Raw genomic sequence first — 23776 nt, 5'->3', positions numbered from 1 at the left:
GTCAGTCTTTCCGCTGCGGCTCTTGGACCGGCTGGGCCTGGCCCTCGATGGTGTGGCCCTGGGCCTGCTGGGCGGTGTTCTGCACCGGCGGAACCGGTTGGGCCGGCGGCGGGGTCTGCTCGGCGGGCTTGGTTTCTTCTTCGTTCATGGCCTTGCGGAAGCCCTTGATCGATTCGCCCAGGTCGCTGCCGAAGTTCTTCAGTTTCTTGGTGCCGAACACCAGCACCACGACGACCAGCAGGACGATCCAGTGTTTCCAGTCAAAAATGCCCATTTCAAGCTCCTGAAAATGTGTGTCTGTCTTTCGGACCCTGGGGCTGCGTTGCAGCCCTTTCGCGGCACAAGGCCGCTCCTACACAGGGTATTGCGAATCTGTCAGGCGACGCGGGCCCCCGCAATTATTCAGGCAGAAGGCTGACGCGCAGCCTTCTCATCATGCCCGGAAAGCCCGAACCGACGCTCCAGCTCGTCAAGCACCGCCTGCGGATGCTGGCCCAGCGCGCTGAGCATGACCAGGCTATGAAACCACAGGTCTGCGGTTTCATAGATGACATCGCTGTAATCCTTGCTGGCGGCGGCATCCTTGGCGGCGATGATGGTCTCGATGGACTCTTCGCCGAGCTTCTCGAGGATCTTGTTCAGGCCCTTGTGATACAGGCTGGCCACGTAGCTGCTGTCCGGCGCCGCGTGCTTGCGTTCTTCCAGCACCTCGGCGAGGCGGTTCAGGGTGTCGCTCATGTCAGTGTCCTGCGCTGTAGATGGCGTCCGGATCCTTCAGGACCGGGTCGACGATTTTCCACTGGCCGTCCTCGAAGACGCGGTAGAAGCAGCTTTCGCGGCCGGTATGGCAGGCGATATGGCCCAGTTGCTCGACCATCAGGATGATCACGTCGGCGTCGCAGTCCAGGCGCAGTTCATGCAGTTTCTGCACATGGCCCGACTCTTCGCCCTTGCGCCACAGCTTGCCCCGCGAGCGCGACCAGTAGATGGCGCGATGCTCGGCGGCGGTCAGGGCGAGGGATTCACGGTTCATCCAGGCCATCATCAGCACGCGCCCGGTCTTGTGGTCCTGGGCGATCGCCGGCACCAGGCCATCGCTGTTCCACTTGATCTCGTCCAGCCAGTCTTTCATCGTCGACTCCAAACCGGGCCCGCTCCCGTACCGGGCCCCTGTGCGTTAGTGTGCCAGCCGGCGGCGCGGCTGGCTATCGGCGCACGATCAGGTACAGGCCGGCGGCCAGCATCAACCACGCGGGCCAGGCGGCCGGGGCGCTGAGGCTGACGGCACCGGCGGCCAGCGTCGCCCCGCCGCCGAGCAGGCCGGCGCCGAGCAGGCGCAGCGCCCAGTTGTCGCCGGCGCGGCGCCGCTCGGGCAGTTGCGCGTCGTGCAGGTGCGGTTGCGACAGGCGCTCGAGCAGGTCGCGGGTCATGTCGGCCAGGTGCGGCAGTTGCTCGGCCTGGCTGTACAGGTTGCCGATCACCGCCTTCGGGCTCATGCGCTCGCGCATCCAGCGCTCGAGGAACGGCTTGGCGGTGCTCCACAGGTCGAGGTCGGGGTACAGCTGGCGGCCCAGGCCTTCGATGTTGAGCAGGGTCTTCTGCAGCAGCACCAGCTGCGGCTGGACTTCCATGTTGAAGCGCCGGGCGGTCTGGAACAGGCGCATCAGCACCTGGCCGAAGGAGATGTCCTTGAGCGGTTTTTCGAAGATCGGCTCGCACACCGTGCGGATCGCCGCCTCGAACTCGTTGACCTTGGTCTGCGCCGGCACCCAGCCCGAATCGATGTGCAACTGGGCCACGCGGCGGTAGTCGCGCTTGAAGAAGGCGATCAGGTTGCGGGCCAGGTAGTCCTGGTCCTCGGCCGTCAGGCTGCCGACGATGCCGCAGTCGATGGCAATGTACTGCGGGCTCCACGGCTTGACCGTGCTGACGAAGATGTTGCCCGGGTGCATGTCGGCGTGGAAGAAGCTGTCGCGGAACACCTGGGTGAAGAACACTTCCACACCCCGCTCGGCGAGCATCTTCATGTCGGTGCGCTGGTCGGCCAGGGTGGCCATGTCGGTGACCGGCACGCCGTAGATACGCTCCATCACCAGCACCTTGGGCCGGCAGAAGTCCCAGTACACCTGGGGTACGTACATCAGCTCGGAGCCTTCGAAGTTGCGTCGCAGCTGGCTGGCGTTGGCCGCCTCGCGCAGCAGGTCGAGCTCGTCGTAGATGGTCTTCTCGTAGTCGCCGACGATCTCCACCGGGTGCAGGCGGCGGGCATCGGCCGAGGCGCGCTCGGCGGCCTTGGCGATCAGGAACAGCCAGGCCAGGTCCTGGGCGATGACCGGCTTGAGGCCCGGGCGCACCACCTTGACCACCACCTCCTCGCCGCTCTTCAGGCGCGCGGCGTGGACCTGGGCTACCGAGGCCGAGGCCAGCGGCTCGACATCGAAGCGGCTGAACACCTCGGTCACCTTCGCCCCGAGCTGTTCCTCGATCAGTGCCACGGCGTGCTGCGGGTCGAATGGCGGTACCCGGTCCTGCAGCAGCATCAGCTCGTCGGCGATGTCGGTGGGCAGCAGGTCGCGGCGGGTGGAGAGCAACTGGCCGAACTTGATGAAGATCGGCCCCAGGTCCTGCAGCGCCAGGCGCAGGCGCGCGCCGCGGCTCAGCTCCAGGGGCTTGCGCGGCAGCCAGCGCCAGGGCATCAGCAGGCGCAGGCTGGCCAGCCACCAGGGTAGCAGGGGCTGTTCGAACAGCAGGTCATCGAGGCGGTAGCGGATCACGACGCGCTGGATGCGCAACAGACGGCGGACGGCGAGCAGCTTCATGCGTTATCGCTGGTATCAAGAATGTGGGTGAGGCGGCGCAGGCGCGCCTCGAGACGTTCGATGTCGACCTTCAGCGCATCGAGCTCGCTGAACGCCGCTTCGGCTTCGCGTTTGCCGACCAGGGTGCGGGATTCCTCGGCCAGATACTCGGAGAGGTTCTCGCCGAAACGGGCCAGGCCCTGGCGGGTCCAGCGCGCGCGCAGGCGCAGGTGGCCGGCGATCAGCGCAGTGGGCACCGGGCCCAGCCAGCGCTGCAGCTCGTATTCCCAGTCCAGCTCCAGGTCCTGCACGATGCCGAACAGGTCGAGCAGCACGGCGCTGTCGCCATGCAGTTCGACCTGAGGGCTGTGCAGCACGGCGGTCTTGTCCTTGGCCAAGGCCAACTGCGCCAGGCGCCCGGCGGGGGCGCGCAGGGTGCAGTCGACCTCGCCCTCCCAGTGGGCGGCGAGCATCAGACCTTCCTCGTCGGGCAGCACGAACAGCTTCAGGGCCGGCTGCACGCAGTCGATCTCGATCACCCGGCCCTCCAGCGCCGCCAGGCGCGGGAGGGCGGTGCTGTCCAGGCGCAGGACACGGTTGAGCCCGTGCTCGGCGCTGGCGAGCAGGCCGGCCAGGAGCATCAGGGCTTGATCCCCCGGTGCACGGCGACGATACCGCTGGTCATGTTGTGGTAGGTGACGCGGTCGAAGCCGGCCTCGACCATCATGCTCTTGAGCGTTTCCTGGTCGGGGTGCATGCGGATCGACTCTGCCAGGTAGCGGTAGCTTTCCGAGTCGTTGGTGATCAGCTTGCCGGCCAGCGGCATGAAGGCGAACGAGTAGGCGTCGTAGGCCTTGGACATCAGCTTGTTGGTCGGCTTGGAGAACTCCAGGATCAACAGGCGGCCACCGGGCTTGAGCACCCGCAGCATGGAGCGGATGGCTTCGTCCTTGTGGGTCACGTTGCGCAAGCCGAAGGCGATGGTCACGCAGTCGAAGTGGTTGTCCGGGAACGGCAGCTTCTCGGCGTCGGCCTGGACGAACTCGATGTTGCCGGCCACGCCGCGGTCGAGCAGGCGGTCACGGCCGACCTTGAGCATCGAATCGTTGATGTCGGCCAGCACCACCTGGCCGGTCGGGCCGACCAGGCGCGAGAACTTGGCGGCCAGGTCGCCGGTGCCACCGGCGATGTCCAGCACCCGGTTGCCGCTGCGCACGCCGGACAGCTCGATGGTGAAGCGCTTCCACAGGCGGTGCATGCCGCCGGACAGCACGTCGTTCATCAGGTCGTACTTGGCGGCCACCGAGTGGAACACCTCGGCGACTTTCTTCGCCTTCTGGCTCTCGGGCACGTCCTGGTAGCCGAAGTGGGTAGTGGGTTCGGCGTGGTCGCCTTTGCGCTGGTCGGTCATATCGCTTCACCAGAAAAAAATTACGGCCATTCTAGGGGCTGCGGGCGGATTTGTCTTGGCGGGGTGTGTCATGCAGAGGGGGCGGGCATAATGGCGATTATGTCTTCATATCCAGGATCACCCGCATGACCCAGATCAGCGTCGAACGCAAACACTCCCTCGGCCGTGACGCCGCCCGTGCCAAGGCCGAGGCGCTGGTCGACAGGCTCAGCCGCGAGTACGACCTCAAGGCCACCTGGAACGGCGACCGCGTCGATGTGACGCGCAGCGGCGCCAACGGCAGCGTGCACATTGGCGAGGACACCATCCGCGTCGAGCTGAAGCTGGGCATGATGCTGTCGATGATGAGCGGCAGCATCAAGGGCGAGATCGAGCGGGCGCTGGACAAGGCGCTGGCCTGACACTGCGCGTTCCTTGCTGTTTGCGGGAGCGGGCCTTGTGGGAGCGGGCTTGCCCCGCGATAGCGCCAGCCCGGGCAATAGCTATCGCGGGTCAAGCCCGCTCCCACGCAAACGCAGACGCTGCATGACCTCACCTTAGGGTGAGGATTCTAATTTTTCCGCCTACCTTCACGCTCAAGCCCTGCCTCCCAGGGCAGTTCCTCCCTCCCCTTGAACGAGCATGAGGTGCAGAGCATGGCCAAAGTGAATCTCAAGCAGAAAGACGACGCCCAAGGCAGTACCCTGGGCGAGGTGCGCGGCTACGCCCGCAAGATCTGGCTGGCGGGCATCGGTGCCTACGCCCGCGTCGGCCAGGAAGGTTCCGACTACTTCAAGGAGCTGGTGAAGGCCGGCGAAGGCGTCGAGAAACGCGGCAAGAAGCGCCTGGATAAAGAGATCGAAGCCGCCAACGGCCATCTCGACGAAGCCACCCAGGAAGTCAGCCGGGTACGCGGCAAGGTCGAGGTCCAACTGGACAAAATCGAGAAAGCCTTCGACGCCCGTGTCGGTCGCGCCTTGAATCGCCTCGGCATTCCGTCTAAACATGACGTTGAGGCGTTGTCCATCAAGCTTGAACAGCTGCACGAGCTGCTCGAGCGCGTCGCGCACAAACCATAAGGAGAGCAGGATGGCTGGCAAGAAGAACACCGAGAAAGAAGGCAGTTCCTGGATCGGCGGAATCGAGAAGTACTCCCGCAAGATCTGGTTGGCTGGCCTGGGTATCTACTCCAAGGTCGACCAGGACGGTCCGAAGCTGTTCGATTCGCTGGTGAAGGATGGCGAAAAGGCCGAGAAGCAGGCGAAGAAAACGGCCGAGGACGTGGCCGAAAGCGCCAAGTCGTCGACCAACTCCCGGGTGTCTGGCGTGAAGGACCGTGCGCTGGGCAAGTGGAGCGAGCTGGAGGAGGCGTTCGACAAGCGCCTGAACAGCGCCATCTCGCGCCTGGGCGTGCCCAGCCGCAATGAGATCAAGGCCCTGCACCAGCAGGTCGACTCGCTGACCAAGCAGATCGAGAAACTGACCGGCGCGTCGGTGACTCCGATCTCCAAGGCCAGTGCCAGCAAGACTGCGGCCAAGCCCCTGGCCAAGCCGGCAGCCAAGCCCGCAGCCAAGACCGCGGCGGCCAAACCGGCGGCCAAGCCTGCGGCGAAAACCGCGGCGGCCAAACCGGCAGCCAAGCCAGCGGCCGCCAAACCAGCGGCCAAACCCGCTGCGGCCAAAAAGCCGGCCGTGAAGAAAGCGACTCCGGCCAAGCCTGTAGCAGCCAAGCCGGCCGCTCCGGCGCCTGCCGCCACTGCGGCTCCGGCTCCGAGCGCGGCCCCGGCCAGCAGCACGCCGTCGGCACCGGTGAACGCGGCCACCCAGGCCTGACACCGCGTCGCCCTGATCGCGGGGCAAGCTCGCTCCCACGAAGCCTGCACAGGACTCGTGGGGGTGGGTTTGCCCCGTGATCGTTTCAGCCTTCCAGATACCGCATCGCCAACTGCTCCGCCGCGCTGCGCGCCGGTGCCTGCAGATGCGGCGCCACCAGCATCATCACCTGGTACACCACCACCCCCACGTCGCCCTCGCGCCCCAGCACTCGCTGGTAGTCCAGCGAGCACATCAGGGTCAGGGTGATCTGCTCCACCAGTTGCCCCAGGGCCTGGGTCTCACTGGTCACCTGGCCCTGGCCCTTGAGGCTGGCCAGCAACGCGGCCAGGGTGCGCTTGAGGGCGTTGATCAGGCTGCGCATGCCCCGCGCCAGCTTGGGCAGGCGCCCGGTGAGGTTGGACAGGTCCTGGAACAGGAAGCGGTACTGGGCCATGCGCTCGACGATCAGGTGCAGGAACAGCCAGTAATCCTCGGCGTCCAGGCGCACGTCCAGGGGCGGGTCGAGCAGCGTCATCAGTTCCTCTTCGAAGCGCTCGAACAGGCCGATCACCAGCGGCTCCTTGCCGTGGAAGTGGTAGTACAGGTTGCCGGGGCTGATCCCCAGTTCGTTGGCGATCTCCAGGGTCGAGACGTTCGGCTCGCCCTGGCGGTTGAACAGCTGCAAGGCACATTCGAGGATACGGTCGCGGGTCTTCATCCGGTCAGCGCGCCAATACGTAGCTGCCCGGCGCGGGGCCCAGCGCTGGGTAGGTGGCGTTGCCCAGTTCCTCGCGGGGGGGCTTCAGCGTACCCGAGCGCTCGCTGATCCATTCCAGCCACAGCGGCCACCAGCTGCCGTCGCGGCGCTGGGCGTCGTGGAACCAGGCCCGTGGGTCGCTGGAGAGTTTGGGGTTTTCCAGGTAGTAGGCCTTGGGGTTGCCGGGCGGGTTGATGATGCTCTGGATATGGCCGCTGTTGGCCAGGATGAAACGCCGATCGCCGCCGAGCAGCAGGGCCGAGCGGTAAACGGCGTCCCACGGGGTGATGTGGTCGTTGCTGCCGGCCACGGTGAAGCTGTCCAGCCCGACCTGCTTGAGGTCGATCGGCGTACCGCACACTTCCAGGCCTTCGGGGAAGGTCAGCGGGTTGAGTTTGAAGAAGTCCAGCAGGTCGCCGTGCAGGGCGGCGGGCAGGCGGGTGTTGTCGGCGTTCCAGTAGAGAATGTCGAACGCCGGCGGGGTCTTGCCCATCAGGTAGTTGTTGACCCAGTAATTCCAGATCAGGTCATTGGGCCGCATCCAGGCGAAGATCCGCGCCACTTCACCGCCGTCGAGCACGCCGCGCTGGTACGAGCGGCGCTTGGCCGCCTCTACGGTCTGCTCGTCGGCGAACAGGCTGGCGGGGCTGTCGAACTGGCTGTCGAGCAAGCTCACCAGGTAAGTGGCGCTGCGCACCTTGCGCAGCTGTTTCTTGGCATGCAGGTGGCCTTGCAGGGCGGCCATGGTCAGGCCGCCGGCGCAGGCGCCCATCAGGTTGGGATCGCGGCTGCCGCTGATGCTGCGGCAGGCATTGAGCGCTTCCTCCAGGGCCTGCACGTAGCTGGACAGGCCCCACTCGCGGTGACGTGGGTCAGGGTTGCGCCAGCTGACCATGAACACCTGCAGGCCCTGCTTGAGCATGTACTGGACGAAACTGTTGGTCGGCCCCAGGTCGAAGATGTAGAACTTGTTGATCTGCGGCGGTACCACCAGCAGCGGCCGGGCGTACTGTTTCTCGCTCATGGGCTTGTACTGGATCAGCTCCAGCAGCTCGTTGCGAAACACCACCGCGCCAGGGGTGGCGGCCAGGTTGCCGCCGACCTCGAAGGCCCGCTCGTCCACCTGGCGCGGCAGGCCGTCGTTGTGGCGCAGGTCGTCGAGGAGGTGGCTGGCCCCGCGCAGCAGGCTCAGGCCGCCGGTGTTGAACAGCTCCTTGACCGCCAGCGGATTGAGCAGCGAGTTGCTCGGGGCGAAGGCGTCGCTGACCAAGTTGAACAGGAATTGTGCCCGGGCGCGGTCGTCGTCGGCCAGACTGCTTTCCTCGATCCACAGGCGGGTCTGCTTCTGCCAGGCCAGGTAGGCCTGCAGGCCGCGACGGTAGAACGGGTTCTGGCTCCAGGTCGGGTCGCTGAACCGCGTGTCGCGGGGGTGGGGCTGATAGGGGCTGTCGCCGATCAGCACGCGGCCCAGCTGGCCGCCGAGGCTCAGCAGGTGGTGGGCGGTGTGCAGCGGGTTGCGCAGGCTGATCCTGCCGACCTGGCGCAGGGTCGAGATGAGGTCGCGACCGCGCAGGCCGGTGATGGCGTTCTGCACGTTCATGCTGGTGACGGGCACCGGTTTGTCTTTCATGCCAACACTCCATCGTTTAGCAATCGGGCCGATCGCGGGACAAGCCCTCTCCCACGCCAGCTTTTCTGGGGGTGGTGGGAGCGGGCTTGTCCCGCAGTCGGCATCAGGTGCGCGCAGCGGGCCGGGGGTGCATGACCGCGCGTTGGCGTTCCTGCTCGAGGAATTTCATGATGATCGGCGCGACGGCCTCGGCTCGGGTGATCAGGAACAGGTGGCCGTCGTCGATTATGTGTAGCTGGGCATTGGGAATTCGCCAGGCCAGCAGGCGCATGTTGATCAGTGGGATCAACGGATCGTCGTCGCCAGCCAGCACCAGGGTGGGCTGGTGGATCTTGTGCAGCCAGTGGATGCTGGTCCAGCCGAGCCCGGCGAACAGCTGCCAGTAGTAGCCCAGCTTGCCGCCCGAGCGAACCTTGGAGGCATGGTGCATCGCCAGCTCAGGGTCGCGCCGGAAGCCGCCGCCGTAGATCAGCGGGGCGATGCGGATCACATGGGAGGGCTGCACATAGCGCCGCGGGCTGGCCATCATCCACAGCACCTTGGGCTTGCCCGGCACCATCACCGCGCCGGCGGCGGTGGCGGCCAGCACCAGCTTCTTGCAGCGCTCGGGGTAGTCGTGGGCGAACTGCTGGGCCAGGGCGCCGCCCCAGGACACGCCGATGACATTGACCTGGCCGTAGTCCAGGTAGTCGAGCATGCGCGCGGTCAGCTTGGCCAGGCCGGGAAAGCGGTAGGGGTGGCGGGGCGTCGACGAGCCGCCGACCCCGGGCACGTCGAAGGCGATGACCTCCAGGTCCGGGTCCAGCGCCTCGATGAACGGAAACACCAGCTCGAGGTTGGCGCCGATGCCGTTGAAGATCAGCAGCGGCGTCAGGTGTGGCTTGCCCGGGCGGACTGCGGTGCGTATGGACTGCTCGTCCAGCTCGACGGTCCTGAAGATGTACGGTTGCGGCATGCGCGTGACTCTGTGGTGAAGGTAGCGCCGCGATGCACCGACAGGCCCATCGCGGCGGTTCGGTTCAACGCTCGTGCACGTATGTTCCCGGTGCGGCCTCGCCTGCGGTATAGGTGCGGTTACCCAGCTTTGTAGGCGCCTTCTTGAGTTCGCCGGCGCGCTCGCCCAGCCAGGCCTGCCAGTGCAGCCACCAGGAATCGGCATGCTTGATGGCGTTCTCCTGCCAGGCCACCGGATCGTCCGGGCGGTCCTCGCCGGTCATGAAGCGCGCCTTGGGGTTGCCCGGCGGGTTGAGGATGCTCTGGATATGCCCGCTGTTGGACAGCACGAACTCGATCTTGCCGCCGAACAGGTGCGCCGAGCGGTAGCACGACTGCCACGGGGTGATGTGGTCGGCGGTGCCGGCGACGCTGTAGATGTCGCAGTCGACCTTCTTCAGGTCGATGGCGGTGCCGCACACTTCGAGGGCGTCGGAGCGGGTCAGCGGGTTGTTCTTGAACATCTCGATCAGGTCGCCGTGGAAGGCGGCCGGCAGACGGGTGGTGTCGTTGTTCCAGAACAGGATGTCGAATACCGGCGGTTCGTTGCCGAGCAGGTAGTTGTTGACCCAGTAGTTCCAGATCAGGTCGTTGGGGCGCATCCAGGCGAACACCTTGGCCATGTCGCTGCCTTCGAGTACACCAGCCTGGTAGGAGTGGCGCTTGGCCGCCTCCAGCGTTTGCTCGTCGACGAACAGCGCGACCTGGGTGTCGACGGTGGTGTCGAGCACGCTCACCAGCAGGGTGAGGGCGTTGACCTTCTTCTCGCCGAGCGCGGCGTAGTGGCCCACCAGCGCGGTGCAGGTGATGCCGCCGGAGCAGGCGCCGAGCATGTTCAAGTCCTTGCTGCCGGTGATCGCCAGCACCGCGTCGACCGCCTCCTTGAGCGCGTCTATGTAGGTCGACAGGCCCCACTCGCGCTGGGCCTTGGTCGGGTTGCGCCAGCTGACGATGAAGGTCTGCTGCTGGGAGCGCAGGCAGAAGCGCGCCAGGCTCTTTTCCGGGCTCAGGTCGAACACGTAGAACTTGTTGATCTGTGGCGGCACCACCAGCAGCGGACGGCTGTGCACCTGCTCGGTGATGGGGCTGTACTGGATGAGTTCCAGCACATCGTTGCGGTACACCACCGAGCCTTCGCTGGTGCCGAGGTTCTTGCCGACCTCGAAGGCCTCCATGTTCACCTGGCTGGGCATGCCGCCGTTGTTGACGATGTCCTTGGCCAGGTTGGACAGCCCGTCGAGCAGGCTCTTGCCGCCGGTCTCGAAGAAGCGCTTGACCGCGGCGGGGTTGGAGAGGGTGTTGGTGGGGGCCATGGCCTCGGTCACCAGGTTGATGACGAACTGCCCACGGCTGATGTCCTGGGGCGACAGGTCGCTTTCGCCGATCCAGTCGTTGAGCTCCTTGCGCCAGGCCAGGTAGGTCTGCAGGTAGCGGCGGTACAGGGGGTTCTTGCTCCATGCCGGGTCGGCGAAGCGACGGTCGTCGCCTTCAGGCTGCAGGGCCGACTTGCCCAGCAGCACGTTTTTCAGCTCCAGGCCGAAATGCGCCACGTGCTTGGCGCTGTGCAGGGGCTGGCGTACCGCCTGGCGCAGCACAGTGCGCGCCGATGTCAGCAGATCCTTGCGGCGAATGCCGATGACCGGGTTCAGCCCCAGGGTGTTTTCCGAGGCCTGCCGCTGCAACTCATCGTTGTTCTTGTTACTCATCTACGACGCTCCGTTGTCCTGAGACGAGTACCGGCGTGCTGTGACAGCCCGGTACTGCTACTCGGGTGACCAGTGATAAGGAACAGCGGTGCTGCGACCGGATGCGTGCCGATGATGAGCTGCGTGGGTTTCTGCGTGTGAAGACAACCTGCTTTCGCTCGCGACCTCTACATACCGGCCTGGCCCTGCCTGCCTTCAAGGCAATGCAGGGAACTTGCCAGCTCCATTGGTTACCCGACTTTCGTGTAATGCGCAAGACAGCCAATCTTTGGCAGTCATCAAGGCATTCAAGCAGATGAGATTAGAAAATGCGCTCTAAAGCTTGCGAGCCTTGAGCTAGAGCATCAATTTCACCACCGATTCGGACGGGTCGCGGGATTTGCCGGCCTTGTGCAATTCGTCGAGGTAATCGGCCCACAGCTGCTCCTGGCGCAGGCACAACTGCTCGAGGTACTCCCAGGTGAACAATCCGGAGTCATGGCCATCGTCGAAGGTCAGTTTCAGTGCATATTGACCGGCCGGTTCCAGGCCGCTGAGGCCGACGTTGATCTTGCCAAATTGCAGGATGGGATTGCCGTGGCCCTGGACCTCGGCGGAGGGGGAGTGCACGCGCAGGAATTCGGCGGGCAGGTGGTATACCTCGCCGGGGGCGTAGGTGAGGGTGAGGGTCTTGGAGGCTTTGTGCAGGTTGATGGCGGTGGGGAGGCGGGCCATGGGCGAATCTCTCTTTGGCTTCAAGCTGCAAGCTTCGAGTGATTCCAGGCATTGTGCAAGGGGGCTGCTACGCAGCCCTTTCGCGGCACAAGGCCGCTCCTACAAGGAGAATGCAGTCCCCCTGTAGGAGCGGCCTTGTGTCGCGAAAGGGCCGCGTAGCGGCCCCCTGCGCTCTTACAGGATGTAACGCGACAGATCTTCGTTCTGCGCCAGCTCGCCCAGGTGGCTGTTCACGTAAGCGGCGTCGATGTGGATCGGCGTCTCGTCGTGGGCGCTGGCCAGGTCGCCGGCGCTGAACGACACCTCTTCGAGCAGGCGCTCGAGCAGGGTGTGCAGGCGGCGGGCACCGATGTTCTCGGTCTTCTCGTTGACCTGGTAGGCGATCTCGGCCAGGCGCTTGAGGCCTTCGTCGGCGAACTCGATGTTCAGGCCCTCGGTCTTGAGCAGGGCGCTGTACTGCTCGGTCAGCGAGGCGTGCGGCTCCTTGAGGATGCGCTCGAAGTCTTCCGGGGTCAGCGCCTTGAGCTCGACACGGATCGGCAGGCGGCCCTGCAGTTCGGGCACCAGGTCGCTCGGCTTGCTCAGGTGGAAGGCGCCGGAGGCGATGAACAGGATGTGGTCGGTCTTGACCATGCCCAGCTTGGTGTTGACGGTGCAGCCCTCGATCAGCGGCAGCAGGTCGCGCTGCACGCCTTCACGGGAGACATCAGCGCCGCCGACATTGCCACGCTTGGCCACCTTGTCGATCTCGTCGATGAACACGATGCCGTGCTGTTCGACCGCTTCCAGGGCCTTGGCCTTGAGCTCTTCCTCGTTGACCAGGCGGCCCGCTTCTTCGTCGCGGACCATCTTCAGCGCTTCCTTGACCTTCAGCTTGCGGGTCTTGCGCTTGCCCTTGCCCATGTTGGCGAACAGGCTCTGCAGCTGGTTGGTCATCTCTTCCATACCGGGCGGCGCGGCGATCTCGACGCCCATGTTCTCGGCGACTTCGATCTCGATTTCCTTGTCGTCCAGCTGGCCTTCGCGCAGGCGCTTGCGGAACAGCTGGCGGGTGTTGGAGTCGGTGCTGGACTGCTGGGCTTCCTCGCTGAAGCTGCTGACCCGCGCCTGCGGCAGCAGGGCGTCGAGAATGCGGTCTTCGGCGGCGTCCTCGGCGCGGTGGCGCACGCGGACGATTTCCTGCTCGCGCAGCATCTTCAGCGCGGCGTCGGCCAGGTCGCGGATGATCGACTCGACGTCACGGCCAACGTAGCCGACTTCGGTGAACTTGGTCGCTTCGACCTTGATGAACGGCGCGTTGGCCAGCTTGGCCAGGCGGCGGGCGATCTCGGTCTTGCCGACGCCGGTGGGGCCGATCATCAGGATGTTCTTGGGAGTCACTTCGGCACGCAGCTCGGCGGGGAGCTGCATGCGCCGCCAGCGGTTGCGCAGGGCAATGGCGACGGCGCGCTTGGCGTCGTCCTGGCCGATGATGTGGCGGTTCAGTTCGTGAACGATTTCGCGGGGGGTCATGGACATGATCAATAGGGTCCTGGGGCGCAGTCATCAGTGTGGAAAAGTCCCGCTGTGGGCGGGACGCCAAAACAACTGATCACTCGGCCAGGTCCTGCTCCTCGATGGTCAGGTTGTGGTTGGTGAACACGCAGATGTCGCCGGCGATATTCAGGGCGGCCTCGGTGATTTCACGGGCCGAGAGGTCGGTCTTGTTCAGCAGGGCGCGGGCAGCGGCCTGGGCGTAGCCGCCACCGGAACCCATGGCGATCAGGCCGTCCTCGGGTTCGACCACGTCGCCGTTGCCGGTGATGATCAGGGAGGCGTCCTTGTTGGCCACGGCCAGCATGGCTTCCAGGCGGCTCAGGGAGCGGTCGGTGCGCCATTCCTTGGCCAGCTCGACGGCAGCACGCACCAGGTGGCCGGAGTGTTTCTGCAGCTGGGCTTCGAAGCGCTCGAACAGGGTGAAGGCATCGGCGGTGGCACCGGCGAAGCCGGCGATGACCTGGCCGTTGTACAGGCGACGGACTTTCTTGGCGTTGCCTTTCATCACGGTGTTGCCGAGGGAAACCTGGCCGTCGCCGCCCATGACGACTTTGCCGTTACGGCGGACAGAAACGATGGTAGTCAAGGGAGAGTCTCCACGCAGCGGGGCGAAAATGCCTGATGCAGACTCATATGGGGGGAGGGGGGAAGGATTTCAACCACATTGGATGAATGGTTGCTGCTGGCTTCAGGTCGAGCGCGGTCGGTGTAGGAGCGGCCTTGCGCCGCGAAAGGGCCGCAGAGCGGCCCCGGCAATTTCTGTGTGGCCCGAAATCCCGGGGTCGCTGCGCGACCCTTTCGCGGCGCAAGGGCCGCTCCTACAGGAGGGCGAGTAAACCGTGGTCAGGCCTCGTGGCAGACGTGCCCGTCGACCAAGGTATAACGCACCGCGCCCGGCAGGCAGTGGCCGATGAACGGGCAGTTCGCGCCGCGGGAGAACCACTGCTCGCCGGCAACAGTGGACGCTTTCGGGTCGAACAGCACCAGGTCCGCCGCGCCGCCTACCTTCAGCTCGCCAGCGGGCAGGCGCATGGCCGCGGCCGGGCCGCTGCTCAGGCGTGCCAGCAGGGTCGGCAGGTCGAGCAGGCCGTCCTCGACCAGGGTCATGGCCAGCGGCAGCAGCAGTTCGACGCTGCTGATCCCCGGCTCGGTGGCACCGAACGGCGCCAGCTTGGCATCACGCTCGTGGGGCTGGTGATGGCTGGAGATCGCCTGGATTACCCCGGACTTCACCGCCTCGCGCAGGCCGTCGCGGTCGGCTGCGGTGCGCAGCGGCGGCTGCACGTGGTACAGGCTGGAGAAGTCGCGCAGCGCTTCGTCGGTGAGGATCAGCTGGTACAGCGCCACGTCGGCGGTGACCGGCAGCCCCAGCGCCTGGGCCTGGGCGATCAGCCGGGCGCCGCGGGCGCTGGTGATCTGGGTGAAGTGGGCGCGCACGCCGGTCTGCTCGACCAGCAGCAGGTTACGGGCCAGGGCCACGGTCTCGGCGGTCTCCGGGATGCCCGGCAGGCCGAGGAAGCTGGCCATAGGGCCTTCGTGGGCCAGGCCGCCTTGCGACAGGTCGCGGTCCTGGGAGTGGAACACCACGGTCAGGTCGAAGGTCGCCGCGTATTCCAGGGCACGGGCCAGGGTGCGGTTGTTGGGGATTTCCTTGAGGCCGTTGCCGAAGGCCACGCAACCGGTGTCGCGCAGGGCTACCAGTTCGGCCAGTTGCTCGCCTTCCAGGCCCTTGGTCAGGGCGCCGATCGGGTAAACCTTGCTGTTGGCCGCCTCGCGGGCGCGGTCGAGGATCAGTTCGGCGACCGCCGAGGTGTCCAGCACCGGCTTGGTCTGCGGTGGGCAGCACAGGCTGGTGACACCGCCGGCCACGGCGGCACGGGTTTCGCTGGCGATGTTGCCCTTGCGGCTGTAGCCCGGCTCGCGAAGGGAAACACCGAGGTCGACCAGGCCCGGGGCGGCCACCAGGCCGTCGGCCTGGATCGTGCGGCTGGCGTTGAAGCCGGCCGGCGCCGCGCCGATGGCGGCAATGCGCCCGCCGTCCAGGTGCAGGTCGGTGATGCGGTCCAGGCCGCTGGCAGGATCGATGACCCGGGCGCCGATAATGCTGATGGTCACTGGGCGTTCTCCTGGTCGAATTGACGTTGCGCGTTCTGCCCGCTCATGGCCATGGACAGCACGGCCATGCGCACGGCGATGCCGTAGGTGACCTGGTTGAGGATCACCGAGTGCTGGCCGTCGGCCACCGCCGATTCGATTTCCACGCCGCGGTTGATTGGGCCCGGGTGCATGACGATGGCATCCGGCTTGGCCCCGGCCAGGCGCGCGGTGGTCAGGCCGAACAGGCGGTAGAACTCGCCCTCGCTGGGCAGCAGGCCACCGGCCATGCGCTCGCGCTGCAGGCGCAGCATGATCACCACGTCGACGTCCTTGAGGCCTTCGGCGAGGTCGGTGTAGACCTTCACGCCATATTGCTCGATACCGATCGGGATCAGCGTCTTCGGACCGATCACGCGGATGTCCGGGCAGCCCAGCGCCTTGAGCGCGAGCATGTCCGAGCGGGCCACCCGCGAGTGCAGGATATCGCCGACGATCGCCACGGAGAGGTTTTCGAAGCCGCCCTTGTGCCGACGAATGGTGAGCATGTCGAGCATGCCCTGGGTCGGGTGGGCGTGGCGGCCGTCACCGCCGTTGATCACCGCCACGTCCGGGCACACATGCTCGGCGATGAAGTGGGCGGCGCCGGAATCGGAGTGGCGCACGACGAACATGTCGGCGGCCATGGCTTCCAGGTTGCGCAGGGTGTCGAACAGGGTCTCGCCCTTGCTGGTCGAGGAAGTCGACACGTTCAGGCTGATCACGTCGGCCGACAGACGCTGGGCGGCCAGTTCGAAGGTGGTGCGGGTACGGGTGGAGTTCTCGAAGAACACGTTGCACACGGTCTTGCCGCGCAGCAACGGGACTTTCTTCACGGCCCGGGCGCCGACTTCGAGGAACGAGTCGGCGGTGTCGAGGATCTCGGTGAGCAGTTCGCGGGGCAAACCGTCGAGCGAGAGGAAGTGGCGCAGCTGGCCCTGGTCATTGAGCTGCAGCGGGCGCTTGGCGTCGAATGGCGTCATCGCGGGGGACTCTTAAAGGGCGGAAGCGGGTGCGAGGTCCTGGCGCTCGAGGGCGAGCGGCGTGGGTCCGGTCAATTTTACCCGTTCATGGGCGGCCAGGGACAGGGTGGCGCCGAGTACATTCGGACGGATCGGCAATTCGCCGGCATCCAGGTCGAGCAGGCAGGCCAGGGTCACGCTGGCCGGGCGGCCATAGTCGAACAGTTCGTTGAGGGCGGCGCGGATGGTGCGCCCGCTCATCAGCACGTCATCCACCAGCACCAGGTGCTGGCCTTCGATCTCGAACGGCAGTTCCGAAGGTCGTACCTGCGGGTGCAGGCCGTTCTGGCTGAAGTCGTCGCGGTAGAAGGACACATCCAGGGTGCCCAGCGGGCCCTGGTCGCCCAGCTCGGCCTGCAGGGCCTGGGCCACCCACACGCCGCCGGTGCGGATGCCGATGAAACGCGGCTCGGTGATGCCGCGGCGGGCCAGGTGGGCGCGAAGGTCGACGGCCATCTGCCGGATCAGGTCGGCGGGATTGGGTAGGCTCATTGCGTGCTCCTCGGAAGGCGGGCGCCGGATCGGCCCGGCGGCAAAGCGGATTTAAGTGTTGGCCTCCAGCCAGCCTTGCAGCAGCAGGGCGGCGGCGATGGCGTCGACCGGGTTGTCGCGGTAGCTGCCGTGGCGCCCGCCCCGGGCCATCTGCTCGCCCTTGGCCTCGAAGGTGGTCAGGCGTTCGTCGTGGGTGTGCACCGGCAGGTTGTAGCGGCCGTGCAGGCGCCGTGCGAATTTCTCGGCGCGCTCGCTCATCTCGCTGGGCGTGCCGTCCATGTTCAGCGGCAGGCCGACGACGATGGCGTCGGGTTTCCATTCCTTGATCAGCTTCTCGACCTGGTTCCAGTCCGGCACGCCGTTCTGGGCCTTGAGCGTGCACAGTTCGCGGGCCTGGCCGGTGATTACCTGGCCGACGGCCACGCCGATCTGTCGGGTGCCATAGTCGAAGCCCAGCAGTAGACGCAGTTCGGCCATCAGGCGTGGCCCGCCTGGCTGGTCAGCAGGCTGAGGTTGATGCCCAGGCTCGCGGCGGCGGCGCCCAGGCGCTGGTCGCTGGCCAGGCCGAAGATGATCTCGGGGTCGAACGGGCAGTTGAGCCAGGCGTTGTCGGCCAGCTCCGCCTCCAGCTGGCCGGCTTCCCAGCCCGCGTAGCCCAGGGTGATCAGGCTCTTGCGCGGGCCGTCGCCGGCGGCTATGGCGAACAGCACGTCCTGGGAGGTGGACAGCGACAGGCCCTCCAGCTCGACCGTGGCCTGATAGGTGCGGTCATTGCTGTGCAGCACGAAACCACGGTCGGTCTGCACCGGACCGCCCTGGTAGATCGGGATGTGCAGGGTGCTGGCGGGCGGCTCGTCGTTCGGGCGCAACTGCTCGAGGATGTCGGCCAGGTTCAGCTCCTGCGGGCGGTTGACCACCAGGCCCATGGCGCCGTGGGCATTGTGCTCGACGATGTAGGTGAGGGTCTGGGCAAAGTTCGGATCGGCCATGTGCGGCATGGCGATCAGGAACTGGTGCTTGAGGTAGCTGGGGGCGAGGGTCTTCATGTCCGCTAGTGTGGCGCCAGGTGGCGAGGCTGACAAGGTGCCATGGTCACCTTGTCAGCAGTGCGGCGGGTTACTGGAACAGCTTCACCACTTCGGGCGAGTACAGGCCATCGAATTTCTCGGAGAAGGCCAGCACCTGCTGGCGAACCGTTTTCTGCTCGGTATCCGGGAAGTTCTTCAGATAAGTGGGCGAGTGGGCTGGCGCATCGGGATCGGCGCCGGCGGCAATCAGTGCTGCGACGCAGTCCGGGTTGTGCGAGCGAGCAGCCTCCAGTAGCGGTGTACCTACGGGAACAGCACCACTCTGTGGGTGGATCTCATCGGGGGAGCTGCCTTTCTTCAACAGTATCGCGATGCGCTGCGCGGCTTGCGGGTCTGGCTGATCCTGCAGTGCGAAGTTGCGTTCGCAGACGAAGTGCAGAGGGGTCGAGCCCGGCTTGGTGACCTGGTACGGGTTGGTACCCGCGTCGACCAGCAGTTTGATGACCTCCAGGCTGGTAGCGGCTCTGCCGGTCAGCGGATTGAAGTCGTTGCCCAATGTCGCCTTGGCATCGGCCCCGGCGTCTAGCAGCAGCTTGACCATCTGCGGTTGCGGCGGGGTTCTGCTGCCATCGCCCGCGGCGGCGATCTGCAGGGGAGAGGCAGTCCGTGCGCGAACGATGGCGTTGACGTCGGCACCGGCCTTGATCAGGCTCTTGACCATGCGCACATCGGTTTGCGGATCGCCGTCCGGGCTGATGTGGCTCAGGGTATAGGTCAGCAGCGTCTCACCGTTGCTGGAGACTGGAGCATTGATGTCGTCTACCTTGGCGATCAGCAGGTCCAGCACTTCAGGTTGGCGGCTGGAGACGGCAGCCATCATTGTCACGGCGGCAGGCTGGGCGCCCTGGGCCAGCAGCTGTTTAATCTCCGCCATGTACTCAGGCGTCTTGTAGAACCCATAGTTGCCCACGGCGTTGTACAGCGCCTTTGGCAGGTTGGGCGCTTCCTGCTGCGTTGCAGAGGCTGACACGCAGAGCGCCGTCAGGGCGAAGGCGAGCAGGGGCGAGGTGAAGCGTTGGCGTGACATGCGAAGCGTCCTTACTTTGAGCGGGGCACGGCATCTGCGTAGACACCGTGCCCGGGGAAATCACTTGAACAGCTTGACGATCTCGGTGGGATACAGGTCCGGCTCGGCATCGGCCTGGGACAACACATAGGCCTTGATCGTCTGCTGCTTGGCGGTTGGGTTCTGCGCCAGGTAGCTCGCTGGGTACACAGGGGCCTGGGGGCTGGCGCCGGCCTTGATCAGGGCGGCGATGCAGTCGGGGTTGTTGCTCATCAGCGCTTCCTTGAGCGGCGTGCCGACCGGGAAGGTGCCTTGCTGCTCTTGAATGGCATCGATGGAACTGCCCTTCTTCAGCAGCAGCGCGATGCGCTGGGTCGCCTGTGGGTCCGGCTGGCCATTGAGTTCATAGGGGCGTTGGCAGACGAAGTGCAGCGGGGTGGATCCCGCGCCGGTCACCTGGTACGGGTTGGCGCCGGCCTCGACCAGCAGCTTGACCACTTCCAGGTTCGAGGCACCTTTGCCGGTCAAGGGCGTGAAGTCGTTGGCCAGGGTGGCCTTGGCATCGGCGCCGGCGGCCAGCAGCAGTTTGACCAGCTCTGGCGAGCCCTTTTCCGCCGCGGTGTTGAGGGGCGAGGCCGTGTCTTCCTGGGCTTGCACGTTCACATTGGCTTTTGCTGCGATCAGGGCCTTGACCATGCCCAGGTCGGCCTTGGAGGCCGGCTGTTCAGCCTGGTTGAGGGTGAGCAGCAGCAGGGTTTCGCCGCTTTCCTGAATCGGGGCATTGACGTTGACCTTCGGCAGGAACAGCTCGAAAGGTGCGGTTGCCTTGTAGGAGGCGGCCAGGAATACCGGTTGGCCATCAGGATCGGCGCCCTGGTCGAGCAGGGCCTTTATGGCGGCCAGGCGCTGCGGGGTTTCGTCGTAGTGGTATTCGCCCACTTCGTCGACCAGTTTCTGTTGCAGGGCGGCGGCATCGGCGCACGCCACGGCTGGCAGAGCGAAGGTGCCAAGGGCAAAGACAAAGGCAGCGGTATTGCGGGCGAAGAGGGAGCGCGCCATGGAAGAGTCCTTTCTCTGTTGGATCCAAAGGCGCGCATGATTACAGAATGGCTATTGTTTTGCCATCAGGTAAGCCCTGATGTCAGTTGCTCTGCAGCCGGTCACCCCGGGCAAAGCGCCAGGTGCGGATGATTTCCAGGCGGTCGAACTCCGCCAGGTCGCCGGTGAATGGCGCGAACGGCGCCGCCAGGCGCACGATGCGCTGGGCCGCCTGGTCCAGCACCGGCTGGCCCGACGATTCCAGTACCAGCACTTCGTACAACGAGCCGTCGCGGTTGATCGACACCATCATCCGCAAGCTGCCATACATCTGCTGGCGCCGGGCCTCTTCGGGGTAGTTGAGGTTGCCGATGCGCTCGACCTTCTTGCGCCACTCTTCCTTGTACCAGGCGCCCTTGTCGCGCAGGGTCGAGGCGGCGTTCAGGCGATGGATGCGCGGGCGCTTGGCATACAGCTGCTGCTCATGGGACAGCTCGGCCTCGAGGCTGGCGATCTGGCTGGACAGCTGCGAGCTGTCGAAGTCCGGCACCTTGGCCTCGGGCTTGGGTTGCGGTTTGCTTTCCTTCGGCCTGGGCTCGACCTTCTGGGTTTTCGGTGCCTGGGTGGCGACCACGGACTTCGCTGGTGCGGGCGGGGTCTCCGGTTTCGCCGCCGGCGGCGGAGTGATCTTGTTGATCTTGCTGTCCTGGAACGGCGCGACCTCGGTGGTCTTGGGCACCGCCTTCTTATCCAGGGTACCGCTGCCCTGCTGGTTGTCCTGGGCCTGGAAGTCGGCCTTCTCGGGCGCCTTCTCACTCTTGAAGGTGGCCAGGGTGATGTCCATGGTGTGGCGGATGTCGGCCGGCTTGACCACGGTGAAGCCCACGCCCAGGATCAGCGCCAGGTGCACCAGGGCGGCCAGGAACAGGGTGAAGCCGAGCCGGTCCACCGGGCGAACGCGGGGTGGCAGCAGGTCGGCGGGGATGTCGGCAGGCAGCGTCATCAGGTATCCAGCAACCGCGAAACAGGGCGCAGGTCAGCGAAAAAGGACCGGCATCATACCCCACTCCGCGGGTTTGCCACGTGTCGGCGGTCAGCGGGCCTGCAACTGGCGATCAATGGCGTCCATCAAACGGCCGCCAATGTCGGTGTTGTAGGCCGCGTCGATCTCGCGGATGCAGGTCGGGCTGGTGACGTTGATCTCGGTGAGGTAGTCGCCGATCACGTCCAGGCCGACGAACAGCAGGCCCTTCTCGCGCAGGGTCGGGCCGACCTGGGCGGCGATCCAGCGGTCGCGCTCGCTCAACGGCCGGGCTTCGCCGCGTCCGCCGGCGGCCAGGTTGCCGCGGGTCTCGCCGCTGGCCGGGATGCGCGCCAGGCAGTAGTCCACCGGCTCGCCGTCGATCATCAGGATGCGCTTGTCGCCGTCCTTGATCGCCGGCAGGTAGGCCTGGGCCATGATCTGCTGGGCGCCGAGCGCGGTCAGGGTCTCGAGGATCACCGACAGGTTGGGATCACCGGCCCGGTGACGGAAGATCGAGGTGCCGCCCATGCCGTCCAGCGGCTTGAGGATCACGTCGCCATGCTCGGCGGCGAAGGCGCGGATGATGTCCGGCCGGCGGCTGACCAGGGTCGGCGGCGTGCACTGCGGGAACAGCGTGGCGAACAGCTTCTCGTTGCAGTCGCGCAGGCTCTGCGGGCGGTTGACCACCAGCACGCCTTCGGCCTCGGCCTGCTCCAGCAGGTAGGTGCTGTAGACGAACTCCATGTCGAAGGGCGGGTCCTTGCGCATCAGGATCACGTCCAGCTCGGCCAGCGGGCTGTCCTGCTCCTCGTCCAGCTCGAACCAGCGGGCCGGGTCGGCGAACACCTTGAGCGGGCGCATCCGCGCGCGGGCCTTGCCCTGGGCCTGGTACAGGTCGCGCTGTTCCATGTAGAACAGGCTCCAGCCACGGGCCTGGGCGGCCAGCAGCATGGCCAGCGAGCTGTCCTTTTTGTAGGAGATGGACGCGATGGGGTCCATGACAATCCCGAGGCGAACGCTCATGGGTTAGTTCCTCTTGGCGGCGGGTGGCCGCGATGGCACGAAAGAAAAGTGGCTCAGGGTGGCGCCGTGAAGGCTGCTGGTCAAGGGGCGGGGCAGATGGAATGGCTACCCGGAGTATGCTAAAAATGCCAGTCATAGCGCTGTACAGCAGGCCTTTGGGGCAGCGGCCCCAGTCTTTCGGCATTATCAGCGACGGTAGCCCAAGTGATGGAACAACCCCTGAAGGTGATGGTGATCGACGACTCCCGCACGATTCGCCGCACCGCGCAGATGTTGCTCGGCGAGGCCGGCTGCGAGGTGATCACCGCCAGTGACGGCTTCGACGCCCTGGCCAAGATCGTCGACCACAAGCCCCGGATCATCTTCGTCGATGTGCTGATGCCGCGCCTGGACGGTTATCAGACCTGCGCCATCATCAAGCACAACAGCGCCTTCAAGGACACCCCGGTGATCCTGCTCTCTTCCCGGGATGGCCTGTTCGACAAGGCCCGCGGCCGGGTGGTCGGCTCCGACCAGTTCCTGACCAAACCGTTCAGCAAGGAAGAACTGCTCGACGCGATCCGCGCCAGTGTGCCCGGCTTCGTCGCGCAGGACCCACACGCACCCTGACGCCGCCCTCGCCGGACGGCGTCTCTATTTCCTGATGGGGAAACAGCATGGCCCGAATTCTGATTGTCGACGACTCGCCGACAGAGATGTACAGATTGACCGAATGGCTGGAGAAAAGCGGCTATGGGGTGCTCAAGGCCGACAATGGCGCCGACGGCGTGGCCCTGGCCCGCCAGGAGAAGCCCGATGCCGTGCTGATGGACATCGTCATGCCCGGCATGAACGGCTTCCAGGCCACCCGGCAACTGAGCAAGGACCCGGAAACCAGCGCCATTCCGGTGATCGTGGTGACCACCAAGGACCAGGAAACCGACCGTATCTGGGCCCAGCGCCAGGGCGCCCGCGATTTCCTGACCAAGCCGGTGGAGGAAGAGGCGCTGATCGCCAAGTTGAAAGAAGTGCTCGGCGCTTGACCACCCGCCCCCAGGGCGCGTCGCTGACCGCCTTCGAGCTGTTGCTGGACATCGACCGGCGCTGCCGCCTGCTGGTGGCCGACCAGCCACCGCAGGACACCCGCCTGCAGCAGTGGAGCGGCATCGGCTTTCGCATCGCCGGGCAGTGGTTCGTCGCGCCCATGGGCGAGGTCGCCGAGGTGCTGCGCGAGCCCCGCAGCAGTCGGGTGCCGGGCGTGCAGCCGTGGGTTCGCGGGGTGGCCAACCTGCGCGGGCGGCTGTTGCCGGTGATGGACCTGTGCGCGTTCTTCGGCCTCGGCCAGGCGGCGGCGGGCAAGCAACGACGGGTGCTGGTGCTGGACCACGAGGAGCTGTTCGCCGGGCTGCTGGTGGATGAAGTGGTCGGCTTGCAGCACTTCGCCCTGAGCAGCCTCGAGCTGTCGCCGCCGCAGCCATTGATCCGCGCGGCCGCGCCTTTCGTGCAGGGCCATTTTCCCCGTGAACGCAACTGGGCGATCTTCAGCCCGTTCGCCCTGGCCCAGGCCCCGGGTTTTCTCGATGTGGCGTTGTAGAGGATTTTCGACGTGAACAAGCCAGGACCTTCCGTTGC

28 protein-coding genes are annotated in these 23776 nt (G+C 65.8%); 6 read left to right on the top strand and 22 right to left on the bottom strand.

From position 1 onward, the window contains the following. Position 1 precedes the first annotated feature (1 nt). The 6 genes from V0R62_RS20385 to ubiE all read right to left on the bottom strand — a co-directional run bounded on the left by V0R62_RS20385 (position 2) and on the right by ubiE (position 4209). Entirely contained in the window at positions 2-274 is a 273-nt protein-coding gene (locus tag V0R62_RS20385) for a twin-arginine translocase TatA/TatE family subunit (protein ID WP_028688374.1), read from the bottom strand. A gap of 128 nt (positions 275-402) precedes the next feature. Next, on the bottom strand, positions 403-738 hold the full coding sequence (locus V0R62_RS20380) for a phosphoribosyl-ATP diphosphatase (RefSeq protein WP_050707262.1): 336 nt from the start codon (positions 736-738) through the stop codon (positions 403-405). A 1-nt stretch (position 739) separates the two neighbouring features. Next, positions 740-1132, bottom strand: a complete 393-nt coding sequence (hisI, locus tag V0R62_RS20375; protein WP_198744158.1) for a phosphoribosyl-AMP cyclohydrolase — start codon at positions 1130-1132, stop codon at positions 740-742. Between the two features lie 73 nt (positions 1133-1205). Beyond that, on the bottom strand, positions 1206-2819 hold the full coding sequence (ubiB, locus tag V0R62_RS20370) for a ubiquinone biosynthesis regulatory protein kinase UbiB (RefSeq protein WP_330104981.1): 1614 nt from the start codon (positions 2817-2819) through the stop codon (positions 1206-1208). Further along, the gene (locus V0R62_RS20365; protein WP_330104980.1) at positions 2816-3439 is read right to left on the bottom strand and encodes a ubiquinone biosynthesis accessory factor UbiJ; all 624 of its coding nucleotides are present in this window, start codon (positions 3437-3439) and stop codon (positions 2816-2818) included. The genes ubiB and V0R62_RS20365 overlap by 4 nt, the downstream gene beginning before the upstream one ends. Continuing rightward, positions 3439-4209 carry a bifunctional demethylmenaquinone methyltransferase/2-methoxy-6-polyprenyl-1,4-benzoquinol methylase UbiE gene (gene ubiE / locus V0R62_RS20360; protein ID WP_050707258.1) on the bottom strand — a complete coding sequence of 257 codons (771 nt, stop codon included), beginning with the start codon at positions 4207-4209 and terminating at the stop codon, positions 3439-3441. Before ubiE ends, V0R62_RS20365 begins: the two co-directional genes overlap by 1 nt. Before the next feature lie 125 nt (positions 4210-4334). Here ubiE and V0R62_RS20355 point away from each other — a divergent pair, with 125 nt between their 5' ends. The 3 genes from V0R62_RS20355 (at position 4335) to V0R62_RS20345 (ending at position 6021) form a co-directional block, all read left to right on the top strand. After that, positions 4335-4610 (top strand): polyhydroxyalkanoic acid system family protein, encoded by a 276-nt coding sequence (locus V0R62_RS20355; RefSeq protein WP_050707257.1) that lies wholly within the window; start codon positions 4335-4337, stop codon positions 4608-4610. 234 nt (positions 4611-4844) lie between these two features. Further along, complete coding sequence (locus V0R62_RS20350; protein WP_050707256.1) at positions 4845-5267, top strand: phasin family protein; 423 nt, start codon at positions 4845-4847, stop codon at positions 5265-5267. A gap of 10 nt (positions 5268-5277) precedes the next feature. Next, complete coding sequence (locus V0R62_RS20345) at positions 5278-6021, top strand: phasin family protein (RefSeq protein ID WP_330104979.1); 744 nt, start codon at positions 5278-5280, stop codon at positions 6019-6021. Positions 6022-6106: 85 nt separating this feature from the next. Here V0R62_RS20345 and V0R62_RS20340 read toward each other — a convergent pair whose 3' ends face one another. The 16 genes from V0R62_RS20340 to gshB form a co-directional block, all read right to left on the bottom strand. Further along, positions 6107-6721 carry a TetR/AcrR family transcriptional regulator gene (locus V0R62_RS20340; RefSeq protein WP_330104978.1) on the bottom strand — a complete coding sequence of 205 codons (615 nt, stop codon included), beginning with the start codon at positions 6719-6721 and terminating at the stop codon, positions 6107-6109. 4 nt (positions 6722-6725) lie between these two features. Beyond that, on the bottom strand, positions 6726-8390 hold the full coding sequence (gene phaC, locus V0R62_RS20335) for a class II poly(R)-hydroxyalkanoic acid synthase (protein ID WP_330104977.1): 1665 nt from the start codon (positions 8388-8390) through the stop codon (positions 6726-6728). Positions 8391-8493: 103 nt separating this feature from the next. Continuing rightward, a complete protein-coding gene (phaZ, locus tag V0R62_RS20330; protein ID WP_330104976.1) occupies positions 8494-9345 on the bottom strand; it encodes a poly(3-hydroxyalkanoate) depolymerase in 852 nt (283 codons plus the stop codon). Positions 9346-9409: 64 nt separating this feature from the next. After that, positions 9410-11089: a class II poly(R)-hydroxyalkanoic acid synthase gene (phaC, locus tag V0R62_RS20325; RefSeq protein WP_050707251.1), complete on the bottom strand. Its 1680-nt coding sequence runs from the start codon at positions 11087-11089 to the stop codon at positions 9410-9412. A gap of 336 nt (positions 11090-11425) precedes the next feature. Beyond that, positions 11426-11803 carry a gamma-butyrobetaine hydroxylase-like domain-containing protein gene (locus V0R62_RS20320; RefSeq protein ID WP_046853917.1) on the bottom strand — a complete coding sequence of 126 codons (378 nt, stop codon included), beginning with the start codon at positions 11801-11803 and terminating at the stop codon, positions 11426-11428. A 174-nt stretch (positions 11804-11977) separates the two neighbouring features. Then, positions 11978-13321, bottom strand: a complete 1344-nt coding sequence (gene hslU / locus V0R62_RS20315; RefSeq protein WP_330104975.1) for an ATP-dependent protease ATPase subunit HslU — start codon at positions 13319-13321, stop codon at positions 11978-11980. A 73-nt stretch (positions 13322-13394) separates the two neighbouring features. Further along, positions 13395-13925, bottom strand: a complete 531-nt coding sequence (gene hslV, locus V0R62_RS20310; protein ID WP_011536056.1) for an ATP-dependent protease subunit HslV — start codon at positions 13923-13925, stop codon at positions 13395-13397. 257 nt (positions 13926-14182) lie between these two features. Next, positions 14183-15454, bottom strand: a complete 1272-nt coding sequence (locus V0R62_RS20305; protein ID WP_186733321.1) for a dihydroorotase — start codon at positions 15452-15454, stop codon at positions 14183-14185. Then, positions 15451-16455, bottom strand: a complete 1005-nt coding sequence (locus tag V0R62_RS20300) for an aspartate carbamoyltransferase catalytic subunit (protein ID WP_050707248.1) — start codon at positions 16453-16455, stop codon at positions 15451-15453. The genes V0R62_RS20305 and V0R62_RS20300 overlap by 4 nt, the downstream gene beginning before the upstream one ends. A gap of 12 nt (positions 16456-16467) precedes the next feature. Further along, positions 16468-16986 carry a bifunctional pyr operon transcriptional regulator/uracil phosphoribosyltransferase PyrR gene (gene pyrR, locus V0R62_RS20295; protein WP_186733322.1) on the bottom strand — a complete coding sequence of 173 codons (519 nt, stop codon included), beginning with the start codon at positions 16984-16986 and terminating at the stop codon, positions 16468-16470. A gap of 51 nt (positions 16987-17037) precedes the next feature. Then, complete coding sequence (gene ruvX, locus V0R62_RS20290; RefSeq protein WP_028688357.1) at positions 17038-17463, bottom strand: Holliday junction resolvase RuvX; 426 nt, start codon at positions 17461-17463, stop codon at positions 17038-17040. Continuing rightward, positions 17463-18032 (bottom strand): YqgE/AlgH family protein, encoded by a 570-nt coding sequence (locus V0R62_RS20285; RefSeq protein ID WP_330104974.1) that lies wholly within the window; start codon positions 18030-18032, stop codon positions 17463-17465. Before V0R62_RS20285 ends, ruvX begins: the two co-directional genes overlap by 1 nt. A gap of 70 nt (positions 18033-18102) precedes the next feature. Beyond that, complete coding sequence (locus V0R62_RS20280) at positions 18103-19101, bottom strand: ankyrin repeat domain-containing protein (protein ID WP_330104973.1); 999 nt, start codon at positions 19099-19101, stop codon at positions 18103-18105. A gap of 60 nt (positions 19102-19161) precedes the next feature. Beyond that, positions 19162-20139: an ankyrin repeat domain-containing protein gene (locus V0R62_RS20275; protein ID WP_330104972.1), complete on the bottom strand. Its 978-nt coding sequence runs from the start codon at positions 20137-20139 to the stop codon at positions 19162-19164. 82 nt (positions 20140-20221) lie between these two features. Continuing rightward, positions 20222-21121 (bottom strand): energy transducer TonB, encoded by a 900-nt coding sequence (locus V0R62_RS20270; RefSeq protein ID WP_330104971.1) that lies wholly within the window; start codon positions 21119-21121, stop codon positions 20222-20224. Positions 21122-21211: 90 nt separating this feature from the next. Then, positions 21212-22165 carry a glutathione synthase gene (gene gshB, locus V0R62_RS20265; RefSeq protein WP_050707244.1) on the bottom strand — a complete coding sequence of 318 codons (954 nt, stop codon included), beginning with the start codon at positions 22163-22165 and terminating at the stop codon, positions 21212-21214. A gap of 207 nt (positions 22166-22372) precedes the next feature. Between gshB and pilG the strand changes: the two genes are divergently transcribed. Genes pilG through V0R62_RS20250 form a run of 3 tightly spaced genes read left to right on the top strand, consistent with a single transcriptional unit; the run spans position 22373 to position 23738 of the window. Continuing rightward, the gene (pilG, locus tag V0R62_RS20260) at positions 22373-22774 is read left to right on the top strand and encodes a twitching motility response regulator PilG (protein ID WP_330104970.1); all 402 of its coding nucleotides are present in this window, start codon (positions 22373-22375) and stop codon (positions 22772-22774) included. Between the two features lie 47 nt (positions 22775-22821). Beyond that, positions 22822-23187 (top strand): twitching motility response regulator PilH, encoded by a 366-nt coding sequence (gene pilH / locus V0R62_RS20255; protein ID WP_028688352.1) that lies wholly within the window; start codon positions 22822-22824, stop codon positions 23185-23187. Then, on the top strand, positions 23184-23738 hold the full coding sequence (locus V0R62_RS20250) for a chemotaxis protein CheW (RefSeq protein WP_330104969.1): 555 nt from the start codon (positions 23184-23186) through the stop codon (positions 23736-23738). Before pilH ends, V0R62_RS20250 begins: the two co-directional genes overlap by 4 nt. Positions 23739-23776 lie beyond the last annotated feature (38 nt).

Source organism: Pseudomonas carassii (assembly GCF_036324045.1).
GTDB classification, from domain to species: Bacteria; Pseudomonadota; Gammaproteobacteria; order Pseudomonadales; family Pseudomonadaceae; genus Aquipseudomonas; species Aquipseudomonas peradeniyensis.
Note: the sequence above shows the minus strand (reverse complement) of the source record. Positions and strands in the feature narration are given on the sequence as shown.

Bases quoted from the DNA above. Each gene is read 5' to 3' on its own strand.
- V0R62_RS20385 (WP_028688374.1), bottom strand. From the start codon at position 274: ATGGGCATTTTTGACTGGAAACACTGGATCGTCCTGCTGGTCGTCGTG.
- V0R62_RS20380 (WP_050707262.1), bottom strand. From the start codon at position 738: ATGAGCGACACCCTGAACCGCCTCGCCGAGGTGCTGGAAGAACGCAAG.
- hisI (WP_198744158.1), bottom strand. From the start codon at position 1,132: ATGAAAGACTGGCTGGACGAGATCAAGTGGAACAGCGATGGCCTGGTG.
- ubiB (WP_330104981.1), bottom strand. From the start codon at position 2,819: ATGAAGCTGCTCGCCGTCCGCCGTCTGTTGCGCATCCAGCGCGTCGTG.
- V0R62_RS20365 (WP_330104980.1), bottom strand. From the start codon at position 3,439: ATGCTCCTGGCCGGCCTGCTCGCCAGCGCCGAGCACGGGCTCAACCGT.
- ubiE (WP_050707258.1), bottom strand. From the start codon at position 4,209: ATGACCGACCAGCGCAAAGGCGACCACGCCGAACCCACTACCCACTTC.
- V0R62_RS20355 (WP_050707257.1), top strand. From the start codon at position 4,335: ATGACCCAGATCAGCGTCGAACGCAAACACTCCCTCGGCCGTGACGCC.
- V0R62_RS20350 (WP_050707256.1), top strand. From the start codon at position 4,845: ATGGCCAAAGTGAATCTCAAGCAGAAAGACGACGCCCAAGGCAGTACC.
- V0R62_RS20345 (WP_330104979.1), top strand. From the start codon at position 5,278: ATGGCTGGCAAGAAGAACACCGAGAAAGAAGGCAGTTCCTGGATCGGC.
- V0R62_RS20340 (WP_330104978.1), bottom strand. From the start codon at position 6,721: ATGAAGACCCGCGACCGTATCCTCGAATGTGCCTTGCAGCTGTTCAAC.
- phaC (WP_330104977.1), bottom strand. From the start codon at position 8,390: ATGAAAGACAAACCGGTGCCCGTCACCAGCATGAACGTGCAGAACGCC.
- phaZ (WP_330104976.1), bottom strand. From the start codon at position 9,345: ATGCCGCAACCGTACATCTTCAGGACCGTCGAGCTGGACGAGCAGTCC.
- phaC (WP_050707251.1), bottom strand. From the start codon at position 11,089: ATGAGTAACAAGAACAACGATGAGTTGCAGCGGCAGGCCTCGGAAAAC.
- V0R62_RS20320 (WP_046853917.1), bottom strand. From the start codon at position 11,803: ATGGCCCGCCTCCCCACCGCCATCAACCTGCACAAAGCCTCCAAGACC.
- hslU (WP_330104975.1), bottom strand. From the start codon at position 13,321: ATGTCCATGACCCCCCGCGAAATCGTTCACGAACTGAACCGCCACATC.
- V0R62_RS20300 (WP_050707248.1), bottom strand. From the start codon at position 16,455: ATGACGCCATTCGACGCCAAGCGCCCGCTGCAGCTCAATGACCAGGGC.
- pyrR (WP_186733322.1), bottom strand. From the start codon at position 16,986: ATGAGCCTACCCAATCCCGCCGACCTGATCCGGCAGATGGCCGTCGAC.
- ruvX (WP_028688357.1), bottom strand. From the start codon at position 17,463: ATGGCCGAACTGCGTCTACTGCTGGGCTTCGACTATGGCACCCGACAG.
- V0R62_RS20285 (WP_330104974.1), bottom strand. From the start codon at position 18,032: ATGAAGACCCTCGCCCCCAGCTACCTCAAGCACCAGTTCCTGATCGCC.
- V0R62_RS20280 (WP_330104973.1), bottom strand. From the start codon at position 19,101: ATGTCACGCCAACGCTTCACCTCGCCCCTGCTCGCCTTCGCCCTGACG.
- V0R62_RS20275 (WP_330104972.1), bottom strand. From the start codon at position 20,139: ATGGCGCGCTCCCTCTTCGCCCGCAATACCGCTGCCTTTGTCTTTGCC.
- V0R62_RS20270 (WP_330104971.1), bottom strand. From the start codon at position 21,121: ATGACGCTGCCTGCCGACATCCCCGCCGACCTGCTGCCACCCCGCGTT.
- gshB (WP_050707244.1), bottom strand. From the start codon at position 22,165: ATGAGCGTTCGCCTCGGGATTGTCATGGACCCCATCGCGTCCATCTCC.
- pilG (WP_330104970.1), top strand. From the start codon at position 22,373: ATGGAACAACCCCTGAAGGTGATGGTGATCGACGACTCCCGCACGATT.
- pilH (WP_028688352.1), top strand. From the start codon at position 22,822: ATGGCCCGAATTCTGATTGTCGACGACTCGCCGACAGAGATGTACAGA.